This window comes from Agriterribacter humi, from assembly GCF_009192765.1.
GTDB classification, from domain to species: domain Bacteria; phylum Bacteroidota; class Bacteroidia; order Chitinophagales; family Chitinophagaceae; genus Agriterribacter; species Agriterribacter humi.
Genome location: NZ_VOHQ01000004.1, coordinates 148305 through 161441 on the forward strand (window position 1 = coordinate 148305; position 13137 = coordinate 161441).

Here is a 13137-nt window from a genome sequence, read left to right on the forward strand (position 1 = left end):
AGTCCCGGAATAATGATTATTGCCCCTGCGACTTCCACAACTCACCATTTACTTAAACTCTCACATAAATCTTTTTCCTGTCCATCCAGTAGCCCACTAACCAGCACAGGAGCATAAAGCATAGTGCAAAGGCGAATGAACCCCAGGCGCCGGGAAGTATTTTTTGAAAAATGCTATTATTGATCCCCACAAACAGTGGTGTTTCCGGGCCTGTTTTGATCATATAAAACACAACGTACAATATTTCGGACAGTATATAGATGAACAAAGGATTTCTCCCAAAAACCTGGAAAAAGTAAGTTCCTTTTGTTATCGCTTTTATTTCTACAATAAAAATAAGTATGCCCAAAATGGCAAGATCGAGCCCTACAGTATACAACACAAAAGTGCTCGTCCAAAGCTTTTTATTGATGGGAAATACAAAATCCCAGAAATAAGCGACGCAAAGCAGTCCAAAACCGGCAATCATCAGCTTAGCCACCGTTTCAAAACTTTTTCCTTTTCGCTGAATAAAAATACCCGCATAATAACCAGCTATTACGTTTACTATAGACGGCAAAGTACTCAACAGCCCTTCAGGATCAAAAGCTACGCCCTCCCCATGGTACAAATGGTTTTCCCCAAACAGCATTACATCCAATTTATGCCCCGCATTGCCTGTCATGCTGTAATCGCCGCCAACATATAGAATCAGCCAGTAACTCACCAAAAAAATAATACTTAAAGCCCACACTGTTTTTTTTGATAAAAAATGGATCATTAAGCCTGCCGCACAATAGGCAAGGGCTATACGTTGCAACACACCCAAAATACGGGTATGGCTGATGGGTGAAAGCTCGTACCCGCCCCCCTGCGCTTCCCTGAAAAAAGGAAACCAGTACATGAGATAGCCCAGCAGAAAAATGATTACTGTACGTTTAAATATTTTACCCAACACGCTGCCGGTTCCCAATTGTCTGTATTTGGGCATGGAAAAACTCATGGCATTGCCCACAACAAACATAAAGGTGGGAAATACCAGGTCGGTAGGGGTAAACCCATGCCATGAGGCATGCAATAAAGGAGCAAATGGTTCGGCGCCGGTTCCGGGCGTATTTACAATGATCATGAAACAAATGGTCATGCCTCTTAAAACATCAAGGGCTAAAAACCGGGGAGAAGGAGCTTTGGTCATACAATGAAGGGATTATTATACTTTAATATAGATTTTTCTTTTATCAAGCCACCAGGCTATAGCCCAGAAGATGAGGATATGAAAGACAGCATACAATAAGGAGCCGTTCATATTGCCAAACAAAGGAGCAAACACATGATCGTACATCCAGCCGCCTAAGCCTTTATGTACCGGCTTTCCTTCTTTTATTCCATCTGCTATCCGCACCAATCCGTATAACCTCACCCAAATGCCGCTTAATACAAAAATGAATAACGGGTTTTTTCCAAATACATCAAAAAAATGACTCCAGGCGCCACGCCATTTTCTTATTTCAATGAAGTAAATCAGCGTGGCCAATACAACAATTGCCATCCCTGAAGTATATATTACGAAAGAACTCGTCCATATTTTCTTGTTGATCGGGAAAATGGTGTTCCAACATAGCCCGGTAAAGATCAATAGCATGGCTGCAACAAATAGTTTTGTCAGCAGCGGATAAAGACCATTCGCCGCCTGTGCAGGCTCCTGCTTTTTCTCAACCGGCGTATTCTTTGTCCGGATAATGAAATTGCCCGCCCAATAACCCAATATTACCTGCACCACCGCAGGTATGGTGCTCATTAATCCTTCAGGGTCAAATGCCACTCCTTCTCCATGATACATATGCGTTTCACCCAGCACCGTCTTGTCTATCGCCGTTCCAAACCAACCTTGCAGGCTGTAAGGATCAGCGCCGCCCCAAAACAAACACATCACCCAATACAGGAGCAACAGCGCCACACCTGCTGTAAAAAGCCTTGCAGGGCGTAAATAATAAACCATAACAGCAGCAAGAAAGTAGCATAGTGCAATCCGCTGAAGCACCCCTAATATCCTGAGGTTTTGAAAAGCTTTTAATTCTAAAACCCCTTCAGCATTATATCTTACGAAAGGAAAAGCATTCAAAAAGAGACCAATGCAAAATATTAATACTGTTCTTCTGGCTACTTTTTTCCACATCATTGCATCTCCGGCTTCCCTGAACCGGGGCATAGTAAAGGCCATGGCGTTCCCTACTGCAAACAAAAAAAACGGAAATACCAGGTCGGTAGGAGTGCAGCCATGCCACCCCGCATGATCCAGCGGCGGGTATATATATTTCCAGCTTCCGGGGTTGTTTACCAGTATCATAAAAGCTACTGTGGCTCCCCTAAATACATCTAAAGCGTAAAAGCGTTGTTTCAAAAATCAGGAGTTGAAGAGAACTAAAGATACACATTGTGCATAAAAAATGAAGCAGCACGGGTAACAGTAGGTATCGGGAAGAGATATTATTCTCGTAACAAGGGAGAAACGCTTATTTCAAAATGAAAACTGAATGAATAACAGTTCTTTAAGACATTTTTACAAACCATTAAGAGTGTAGTGGCTACTTTTTGATGATCTTTGTATTCACAAACAATGGCATTGTAATTGCAATTAAATTTTGTATATTACGTTTAGAAAAAGTTCTTTAGAAATATTTAACAAAACAGGAATAAACCTTTCTTCTTTGTTTTGTGTCTTAATATAAAGAGATTATAAAAACAGTCAATTTTCTCATAAGCAGTTAGTTTTGGTTGCGGCCTCTATTTCTATAGAGGCCAATTTTTTTTACAGGGCTTCCTGTTTCTTCAAAAAGAAAAAGCGGTAACCCACCCATCCACAAAAGGAACCGATAATATCAGCTACCATATCACCCGTTTCAAACCCCCTGTTGGCTACCCAGTATTTCTGAACATACTCCATCCCGATACCATATATGCACGAAATGAGGAAAATGAGCAAAAATATCCACAAAGGCGGTTGGGTATTTGAATACCCGGTATACCTGCACCATAAAAATACCTGTACACCAAACAGGAAAACGTGAATGATTTTGTCAAAAAGAGGGATTTCGGGCCCTTCAGGAAAATCGCTTCCCGGTATAATCAATAAAACAAAAATGATAACGGACCACACAACAGGCGGCCATATGGAATGCAGCAATTTTTTTTTCATACGCAATTAACATCAGCCCTGTACGAGTGCAGCATAGGCGTCAGCCTTCAGCAAAGCTTCCATATCTGCAGCATCATCTACTTTAACTTTAACCATCCAGCCTTCCCCATAAGGATCGCTGTTTACCAGTTCGGGCTGATTGTTTAATTCAGGGTTGATTTCAATTATAGTTCCTGTTATGGGCAAGAAAAGATCGCTCACAGTTTTCACGGCTTCCACTGTACCAAATACGGAATCTGCAGCCAGGTGCTGATCCAGGGTTTCAATTTCAACATACACTATATCACCCAATTCATTCTGGGCAAATTCGGTAATGCCTATTACCGCTGTATCACCCTCCAAACGAACCCATTCATGGTCTTTGGTGTAGCGCAAGTTTTCAGGAAAATTCATGGTTTGTGTTTTTGTGTTGCAAAGATTACAAAAAACAGTTGGATTAATCCCGGTTACTGATGAGAATCTCTTTCCTGGATAAAAAGATCCGGTTGAATGAATTGCTGATCCTTCTTTTTATTAATCTTTCCCTGATAATTTTTATATCAGATGATTGTTTTCAAAGTACAACAAAACATGGTCTTTCATAAAATTTTCCTGTTCGCGTAAATCCATTACCGGAAGGGGTTTTAATTGCCTGAAATGCGGCCAGCCGTCATCATCCACCTTTTCCATCTCATAATACCCGCTTTGTGCAAACAAACTGCAAACAGCTACATGCATCAAATCCTGCTTCTGCTCCTTGGTAAACTTATCCCTTAATTCCCCAAACTCCTGTATGCCGATCAAAAACAAAATGGCTTCCATATCCGGTTTCTTTCCAAAGCGTTCCACTAATTGTGCTTCAAGATTCCACCAACGCGTTTGTAAATCACTTTCAATATTGTTCATAACAGCAAAAATACGGGGATTTGAAATCAGCCAACAATTACCTTTGCCTGAAATTGCTGAAAATGTTACAGATAAATATCATCAGGCAGGATGTAGCCCGGGTTAAAGAAAGGCTGGCAGTTAAACACTTTTCAAACCCCGGTTTGGTAGATAAGATCATTGCATTAGACGATGAAAGAAAAAAGCTTCAAACAGATTCTGAAACCCTTCAGTTTAAAGTGAACAGCAGTTCCAAAGCAATTGGACAACTGATTGCAAAAGGGCAGAAGGATGAAGCTGAAAATGCAAAAAAAGCAGTAGCCGGCTATAAATTGCAAATAAGCGATCTGAATGAAAAGCTCGCTGAAACAGAAAAACTATTGATGGATGAGTTGGTAAAATTGCCCAACCTGCCATCCGATAAGGTGCCTGCGGGTAAAACCCCTGAAGATAATGTGGTTGTGCGGGAAGGCGGCGCCAAACCTCAATTGCCCGAAAATTCAGTTCCCCACTGGGATTTAATAAAGCGATATGATATCATTGACTTTGAAACCGGCGCAAAAATCACCGGCAGTGGATTCCCACTGTATAAAGGACAGGGCGCTAAACTGCAAAGAACGCTGATTCAATATTTTTTGGATTACAATACGGCCGCAGGCTATACAGAATATCTTCCACCATTTATGGTAAATGAAGCCTCCGCCTATGGCACTGGGCAGTTACCCGACAAAGAAGGGCAGATGTACTATATGCCTGCGGATAATTTTTACATGATCCCTACTTCCGAAGTTCCGGTAACCAATATTTACCGCGATGAAATTATTAAGGAAGAAAATCTGCCTCTGAAAATGACGGCCTATTCTCCCTGTTTCAGGAGAGAGGCGGGTAGTTTTGGTAAGGATGTGCGTGGATTAAACCGGGTACATCAGTTTGAAAAAGTAGAAATTGTACAACTCACCCATCCCGACAAAAGTTATGATGCATTAGAAGAAATGGTAGCGCATGTGGAAAAATTACTGGGCACTTTAAATCTTCCTTACCGCATTTTAAAATTGTGTGGTGGCGATATGGGCTTTACTTCAGCACTTACTTACGATTTTGAAGTATACAGCGCTGCCCAGGAACGCTGGCTGGAAGTAAGTTCTGTAAGTAATTTTGAAGCTTACCAGGCCAACAGGGCGAAGATCCGGTTTAAAGATCAAAACGGAAAGAACCAGTTGCTCCATACCTTAAACGGAAGCTCGCTGGCCCTGCCCCGTATAGTAGCCTGCCTGCTCGAAAATAATCAACAGGAAAATCATATAGTACTACCCGAAGTGTTGCACAAATATTTTGGAGCAAAAATCATAGCGTAAATGCACAGTAGTAACATAGGAACAAATATGGGTAGACAAAAAACTTTGTGTTTCTAATGATCCTATATGTTAAAAAAGAAAATGGGAGATATTGAACACATAGACACAATAGCAATATAGGAGCACAATAGGGATAAAACAAAACTATGTGTACCTATGTGCATCTATAATCCTCCTATGTGGTTAAAAAAATATGTTACTTCACTTTCTCCACCACAATGCGGGTATTACTTAAGTGAGTAATGATCACTTTTAGCATATCACCTGTTTTTAAGGTCGAAAGCTCTTCTGCCGGTAGTTGGATTTTAACCTGTATTTTATCGCCAAAAAGATCCAAATACGCGCCGTAAGGTGAAACTTTGGCAACAGGAGCATCTATCTCAGTTTTATTCTTAAAATGTTGAACAGCTTTGCGGAATTCAGGAATATAATCATGTGTAAACAACTCCGCTGCCAGCTTGTTGGGCTTATCAGGATGAAGTAATTTGAATTCAACAGGCTCATTAAAGCTTTTTTCAGCAGGCGGGTTTTCCCATTTGGATAATACGAGCGGGAAGAAAAGATAATTATCCCATTCTTTTACAAAAAATTGATTATCTACTAATTTCAAATACCCTTTAAAGCGATTATCGGTTCCGGCTTTATGAATGAGTTGCTCTATTGCAGTATTATACAGGAATTTCAAATCCCAGGCTACTATCCTTTTGCCGCGGTCGGCGCCTTTTATCTGAAAACTCACTGCATCGCCTGCGCGATATTGATGAGGCTTCTTTCCTTTTTCTTTATCATCTGTTTTGCAGGTAATCGTTTTCTTTTTATCCTTATGGATGTATTCAATGGATACATATTGTTTTTCGTGATTTACAGATGTAATCTTTCCAATTATAGCATTATTATCCATGTACTGCGCATTTATGCGAAGGTGGGGAAATTATATGAGTGTATTCCATTTTCAATAACTGCCGGGATCAATATTGGCAGTGAGAAAAGTGTTTCGTTTATTTTCCAGGAGCCGCATGCAGCAATTCCAAGCCTACCAGTGTTCGTTGCTTAAATCCCGGCCATGCATTTGCACCGGCGGATTCGTTTACCAACAGGTATTTGTCAAAGTCTTTTTTCTTCAGGTAAACTCCCAGAAAAGCGGTTAAGAAGTGTTGATTAATATTGTTGATGCGCCGTTCATTCCAGGCCGGTTCAGCATAATGATAATATTCCTGCATAGATAGCCCGGGTTGTAGTGATTCAGGCGGAGGGGGGTTGGGCGCTACATTATGTCTTGCGTTTTCGTAGGTAAGCAGGTAACGGCTGGCATTTATCGCTCCGTTATACATGGCTTTTGTTCCATCCTCATACCCCGATACATCATCTTTGCTTCCCGCCACAAAAAAAACAGGTATTTTCAAGCCTTTTAATCCTTCTGCATCCCATACGCCTCTTTGCATACCCCATGGCGCAAAGGCCACTACGGCTTTAATCCGTGAGTCCAAAGACGCTTCAAACTGCGGGTTATTGGTAGTGCGTACATTGATTGCTTTGCTTCCCCCCGTCATAGCAGTAAAAAAGCCTGCTAATTTTTCACTGTAACCGGCCCCGGCTACATTTAATACACCATAGCCACCCATGGAGTACCCGATAAGCGCCGTATTGCCGGCATCTGCTAATCCTGATAAAAAACTTCCGCTACCTGCTTTACCTGCTTCCGCCATTTCATTAAGCACAAAAAGGATATCTTTTGAACGGTTAAGCAAGGTGCTTTGAAAACCCTTTGTATCACTATGCGTAGATTCGGTGTGATCAATTGCCACTACCACATACCCTTTGGACGCCAGGTTCTCAGTGAGGTAGGATAACAATACCCTTGAACCCGGATAACCATGTGATACAATGACCAGGGGAAAGGCCGCTGATCCATTAACCGGAGCAGCATCACGCAATGCCCTGCCCTTAAATGTAAATGGAACAACAGGTCTTAATGAATCATTGGCGCTACCCAATACATCTTCGTAAACAGCAAGCATTGTTTTGCCTTCAGGCACAATAGCAGGATACCATACTTCAAGTTTCAGCGGGCGATCGTATAATGGATCAACGCCTCCCTTCGAATGCAGTATATCCGGCTGGCTTTTATTTACAAGGGTTAAAGTTCGCACACCTACTTTGTATGGTCCTCTTGCCGCCAGTTCCGGAGCGTCGGGTAATGCATCACCATTGATAAATGACCCCGCGGCGGTTTGCATTTGCTTTTGGGGAACACATGCACCGAAAACCACCATACTGATCGCCACAAAAAGGAGCCTCGAAGAAAAGAATTTCATGATTCTGATTTAGAATGTCAGCGATTGAGGTTCATTCTTTTTTTAAAAATACAGGAACGCTAACCATCATTGAACACGATGCTATTATTTGGCATTTTCCACGGCTTCATTAAACCTGTTACGGTTTTGCTCAACAAGCTCAGCAGTCCATCCTTCGGCATAATGCGTTACTTTTTCGCGCTGTGCAATGCGTTTAAAATTTTCATAAGTACCATCATTGCGGGCAATAACCGGCGTGCGTTTGCATTTCAGGTATAATACAGGAAGGGAAGCCATTTCAACGCGATGTAATATCTCATTATTATCTGCTACTATTTTCGCTTTCTCAAATAGCTGAACGGACTCGTTGACGAAGTCGTCCGAAAATATCTTGTCATCCGGCTTTAACCCGATATGCATATGTGTTTCCGGAGTAATACGGCTTTGCAGCAAATCGAAATACCGATGGATATACTTACCCGATCTTCCGTAGTACCCATACATAAAATCATCAATCACTTCTTCTGTATTGCAATCCGGGTTCCACAGCAAGCGGGAAATGAGGTAGGATTTTAGTTCGGAAAATTCCCCGCCGCGGCTTTGATAGGCAGCCTGCTCCATAATGCCGATCGCTTTATTTGACTGAAAGGTTTTGATGTTGGGTTGAAGCGCCCCGAAGTTCGGGTAGGGCATCACGTAGTGCGCAAAGTTTACCACGTAATCCCAAATATACAGGTGCGGCGATATAGAGGACCATGTTTTGAGATCCTTCAAAAACGACTGGTTTTGCGGACAGCTTTCCAAACTATGGGCAACGCAGGCTTCAATAGGGCACAAACGAATTACTACATTTTTACGTGGCTGCAATGTTTTAGGTGGAGTGCGGGTATACTGGTAAGACAGTGTACCAATAAATTTATCCGGAAATTCTTTTTCAACCGCCTCTGCTACCTTGTTCACAAAACGAATAAGCGGACCGGATTCACTTCCTTCCTGTTTTACAATGGACTGGCATTTGTTGCACTGGCAGGGATTGTACCAGTCGTTTTGCGATACGGAATATATCAGGTATTCGGGATGATCCCGCATCTGCTTTTTAATCCTTTCTGTAATAATTTTTAAAACATGCGCATTGGTAAGGCATAGCTGGGCTCTGTCGTGCGTACGCTTTCCATTGATCAAACTATAATATTCGGGGTGCTTGTCAAAAAATTCTTCCGGTGGCATTAAAGGATAAAAAGTATGCACCGACCAGTAGGCTTCCACGCCGCCGGGTTGTTCTGCAAAACCCATCCTGCCATTCATTTTATTTCTTGCGGCCCAGGTGGGATCAAATGCTTCAAAATAAAAATCATTACGTACTCTTATTCCGGGTGTTTCCGCATGCTTATATGCATAGAATTTCAATTCATCTTTTTTAGGAATAACTGAAACGGAAGGCGTATACCACCTGCAGCCCAGTTCGTTTTCCAGGAAAGACATTACGCCGTACATTGTTCCCCGCTGTTTACCACCGTAAATAAAAATATCAGGACCTACATTAAAATACGCGAAAGATTCATCCAGATCTGCCGGAGCTTCGGCGCCGGTTTCGGACTTTACGCTTTCATTATATCCCAGTATGATTTGGGGGCCTGCATGCAAATCACCAATAGCGGATACAGGAAAATCGGCACCGCTCGCTTCCTTCAGCCAGTGCTGCAGTTCTTTGGCCGCCCATCGTTCAGACTCCGATGCGGTGGCATTAATGGCAATCCGGTAATTGGTTTTTTTGCCGTAGAAGAGTGTGTATTCATTTTGCTTCTCAGATGAAGTTGTTTGCGCTTTTACTGACGCAGTAATCAAAAGACAAAGTGAAATGATGAGTAAACAATAGCGCTTCATTGCTAAGAATTTTTTTAAATGTTGAACAGAATAAAACTTCAGGTAGCCATTACTGTAATGCAAAACGTTGATATAAATATAAGCTAAATGAAGCGGAGGGTTTATACAAACGTATTTCGGATTACCCTGTCGGTATGTGCAGCGTCAGACCGGGTAAGTATATTCCTTTTATGCAGGTATAAGGCCAAAGAACATCTAATCATTTTGCAGTCTGACCCTCCTTCGTTGTATACCGACTGCAAAATGGCCGGTCATTCTGTTTTCCTGTTCCCATCTTTGTCAAACGACTTTCTTAAATGCCGTTCCGTAAGCGGAATGGGCAACAGGGTAAATAAAAAAGTAAGTATTGTTCCGGTAATTATACCTGTTTGGTTTAAGAATGAAACAAAAAAAGAAAGGAGACCAATTATTAGAAGAGCAAGTCCGCAAAACAACATCAATTTTGAAGAATAGCGGTTGGCTTCCTCCCAGGTTTGCTGGTTGCGCATTGAAGCTTTTGTTCTGTAACCGTAAGAAGAATTGATTTTTTTAGGCGTATAGAAGAGCGTTATTATGCTCATAACAACAAGCGTACAGCCGGTAACGAATGTTATGATAGTAAATGGAGACATATATCGAACTGCTTAACAGGAATCTATTTCTTTTTTGCTACTTTATACAATAAGCCGCCCAGCGCTGCAAAAAATATTACCCCTAATATTTCATAGCCCAATGCGCCACCCAGTACATTGGTTATGCCATGTTCAAAGCTCAGCTTTTTTAATCCGCTCAAAATAATATCGTTGGCCGATAAGAAGGCAACGATAACACCGGCTATAGCGCCGCCTGCCACCAATCCCGTTGCAAACAAATTGCCTTTGCCCAGGTCTTCTTCACCGGGTTGTAACACTTCGCCTTTCTTTTTAGCCTGCCAGTCAACAATACCACGTATAGCGCCGCCTATAAAAATGGGTAAGGTGGTTGACAAAGGAAGGTACAAACCAATGGCGAACGACAATGCTTTAATGCCGCAGAGTTCTACCACCACAGCTATAAACACACCCACCAGCACATACTGCCAGTCGAGGTTAAACGATAAAACACCTTTTATTAGTGTAGCCATTAATGTGGCCTGCGGAGCGGCATATGTGCTTTGGCCAATGGCATGATGGATGCCCTGCGCTACCATTTCGGGCGTGGGAGTATCCAGCACTTTTATGGTTATCCCTATTGCCAGCGAAGAGACGATGACACCGATAAACAAGGCCAACTGCTGGTAACGTGGAGTAGCACCGATTATATAGCCGGTTTTAAGATCCTGAGAGGTAGCTCCGGCATTGGCCGCGGCTATACATATCATTCCACCTACAACCAGTACCATGGGCTCGTAGGATTTGCCCGTCCACCCCACGGCTATAAAAATTAAACAGGTACCCAGAATAGTAGCTATCGTCATGCCCGAAATAGGATTATTGGAAGAACCGATCAAACCAACAATACGGGAAGAAACGGTTACGAATAAAGCGCCAAACACTACAATGAGTATGCCCACCAGCAAACGGCTTATGAAATTTTCACCGGGTATGAACGGTAAAACAGATACGATCAATACCAGTCCCAAACTTCCAAAGCCCACCAGTTTTAAGCTCAGGTCCTTTTCTGTACGGGCTTCTTCAGTGATCATGTTGCCGGTATTTTTATTTTTTAAAGATCCCAGGCTGCTTTTAAATGAAGAGACGATAGTGGGTAAGGTTTTCAGCAGTGTTATAAAGCCGCCTGCTGCAACAGCGCCTGCGCCTATCTGCCGGATATACGCCCAATAAATAGCATCTGAAAGATCTGCAAAGGTGTGCGTGTCGGGGTTCCAGCCACCTTTCCCTCCTTCTGTATTCACGCCGGCGAGTACACCCAGTTTTACCAATTGGGCGGCAAAGGCATCAGCAGGTACCAATGTTGCCAGCAAAGGAATAAGTACAAAAGAAGCCAGTACGCTGCCCGCCACCAGCACACCCCCGATTTTAGGGCCTATGATATAACCTACTCCCAGGTATTCAGGTGTTATTTCACCGCTGATCTTGGCTGAAGGGAGAAACTTATTGACCTGCTTCGTCATAAACGCGGGTGTTTCGGCAATTACATGAACAATTCTTTGTAAAAAAGCGTACAGCAGTGCAAACCCCAAACCAATAAAAGCCGTTTTGGCAAAATCCCCGCCCTTTTCTCCCGCTTTCAGCACAGCAGCGCAGGCGGTTCCTTCGGGGTAAGGAAGCGTACTATGTTCCTTTACAATTAAAGGACGCCGCAATGGTATCATCATTAATGTGCCCAGTATACCACCCAGTATGGCAAGGGTCAGTATGGTAACATAATTGAAATAATCTTCATTGGCTTTATCACTTAAAAATAAAAAGCCGGGTAGCGTAAATACAACCCCTGCGGCAATGCTTTCACCTGCGGACCCCGTGGTTTGAATAATATTATTTTCGAGTATAGTGGTCTTTAAAAAAATACGGCTGAGGGTTATGGCCATCACTGCAATGGGAATTGAAGCGGAAACGGTTAGCCCGGCTTTAAGCGCAAGATACACTGTAGCCGCGCCGAAAATAATACCAAAAGCCGAACCGGTTAGCACTGCCTTAATTGTAAACTCGGCCATTTTGGTTTCGGGCGCTATAAAGGGTTGGAATTTTTTTTCAGACATCGTTCTGGAATTTTGCATAAGAAAGATAAAGAAAAAGATGGGTTTGACATCGGCTATACCCCGCATAAAACCATTAGCATTTCGTATAGGCCCGGTGGATATAAACTAACCTAAAATATAATTACAGCAATAGCTGATCTATTCTTCAACGAGGCTAAAGTATCGCATGGCTTCCAGTATGCCACCTGCGCCTTCTTCCTTTGCATGATAGATAGCATGCCAGCCGGCGGTTGCCTCTAACAAACCGGGCTCGGCATTGCCAACCACTACTCCCTTATAACCCGTGGCAAATAAAGAAAGATCATTGAAAGTATCGCCTGCAACCAAAATCTCTTCCATAGGGAAATGGCATTGCTTTGCCAGCATTTGTAAGGTATATCCTTTATTAATATCCTTTGGCAGCACATCGGCGAATTTTCCGGCAGAGAGCACCAGGTCGCAATTCAGTTGTTCCACTTTATACTTCAGATCATCAACATCGGTATGCTCATTAAAAAAATACGAACAACGTCTTTGTTGCGGCACATTCTGCGGCACCAGTCCTTTTACACTGGTTAATAATCCGGATACCATTTCTTCGCCAGGCCATCTTTCTTCAATCAAAGAATGTATCGGTTCAATGGGCTGAAGCGTATTGCCATTAAGAATAGTGGCGCCTACATCACAAATAATGAATTCAGGCTTTGGCATGAACGGCTCATTAAAAAGGGGGAGGATAGTAGCCAACCCTCTTCCGCTTACAAAAACAAGCTGAATGCCTTTACCATTGTTTATAATGCGGTACAACTGCTCCTTCTGTACAGGTGTTCCCCCTAAAAAAGTGCCATCAAGGTCAGTAGCCAGTAACATTTTCTTTCTCTTTTTGTTATAATTAGTAGAGGCAAA

12 protein-coding genes are annotated in these 13137 nt (G+C 42.5%); 1 reads left to right on the forward strand and 11 read right to left on the reverse strand.

All coding sequences use genetic code 11. The features are described from left to right. Positions 1-52: 52 nt before the first annotated feature. The 5 genes from FRX45_RS09260 to FRX45_RS09280 all read right to left on the reverse strand — a co-directional run bounded on the left by FRX45_RS09260 (position 53) and on the right by FRX45_RS09280 (position 4060). Positions 53-1174, reverse strand: coding sequence for an acyltransferase family protein (locus FRX45_RS09260; RefSeq protein ID WP_152268136.1), 1122 nt, complete (start codon positions 1172-1174; stop codon positions 53-55). 15 nt (positions 1175-1189) lie between these two features. Next, positions 1190-2380, reverse strand: coding sequence for an acyltransferase family protein (locus tag FRX45_RS09265; RefSeq protein ID WP_152268137.1), 1191 nt, complete (start codon positions 2378-2380; stop codon positions 1190-1192). A 408-nt stretch (positions 2381-2788) separates the two neighbouring features. Next, entirely contained in the window at positions 2789-3175 is a 387-nt protein-coding gene (locus FRX45_RS09270) for a VanZ family protein (protein ID WP_152268138.1), read from the reverse strand. Positions 3176-3187: 12 nt separating this feature from the next. Next, on the reverse strand, positions 3188-3568 hold the full coding sequence (gcvH, locus tag FRX45_RS09275; RefSeq protein ID WP_152268139.1) for a glycine cleavage system protein GcvH: 381 nt from the start codon (positions 3566-3568) through the stop codon (positions 3188-3190). A 141-nt stretch (positions 3569-3709) separates the two neighbouring features. Beyond that, on the reverse strand, positions 3710-4060 hold the full coding sequence (locus FRX45_RS09280; RefSeq protein ID WP_152268140.1) for a hypothetical protein: 351 nt from the start codon (positions 4058-4060) through the stop codon (positions 3710-3712). Positions 4061-4122: 62 nt separating this feature from the next. On the opposite strand from FRX45_RS09280, the gene serS reads away from it, so the two are divergent. After that, positions 4123-5394: a serine--tRNA ligase gene (serS, locus tag FRX45_RS09285; RefSeq protein WP_152268141.1), complete on the forward strand. Its 1272-nt coding sequence runs from the start codon at positions 4123-4125 to the stop codon at positions 5392-5394. Between the two features lie 196 nt (positions 5395-5590). Here the strand turns inward: serS and FRX45_RS09290 are convergent, their stop codons facing one another. The 6 genes from FRX45_RS09290 to FRX45_RS09315 all read right to left on the reverse strand — a co-directional run bounded on the left by FRX45_RS09290 (position 5591) and on the right by FRX45_RS09315 (position 13101). Next, complete coding sequence (locus FRX45_RS09290; protein ID WP_152268142.1) at positions 5591-6295, reverse strand: hypothetical protein; 705 nt, start codon at positions 6293-6295, stop codon at positions 5591-5593. A gap of 97 nt (positions 6296-6392) precedes the next feature. After that, positions 6393-7709 (reverse strand): alpha/beta hydrolase family protein, encoded by a 1317-nt coding sequence (locus tag FRX45_RS09295; protein WP_152268143.1) that lies wholly within the window; start codon positions 7707-7709, stop codon positions 6393-6395. Between the two features lie 84 nt (positions 7710-7793). Continuing rightward, positions 7794-9572 (reverse strand): DUF4838 domain-containing protein, encoded by a 1779-nt coding sequence (locus FRX45_RS09300; protein ID WP_152268144.1) that lies wholly within the window; start codon positions 9570-9572, stop codon positions 7794-7796. A gap of 251 nt (positions 9573-9823) precedes the next feature. Further along, a complete protein-coding gene (locus FRX45_RS09305) occupies positions 9824-10183 on the reverse strand; it encodes an SdpI family protein (RefSeq protein WP_152268145.1) in 360 nt (119 codons plus the stop codon). A gap of 23 nt (positions 10184-10206) precedes the next feature. After that, positions 10207-12252, reverse strand: a complete 2046-nt coding sequence (locus FRX45_RS09310; protein WP_152268146.1) for an OPT family oligopeptide transporter — start codon at positions 12250-12252, stop codon at positions 10207-10209. A gap of 138 nt (positions 12253-12390) precedes the next feature. Continuing rightward, positions 12391-13101, reverse strand: a complete 711-nt coding sequence (locus FRX45_RS09315) for an HAD-IIB family hydrolase (protein WP_152268147.1) — start codon at positions 13099-13101, stop codon at positions 12391-12393. Positions 13102-13137: the final 36 nt, after the last annotated feature.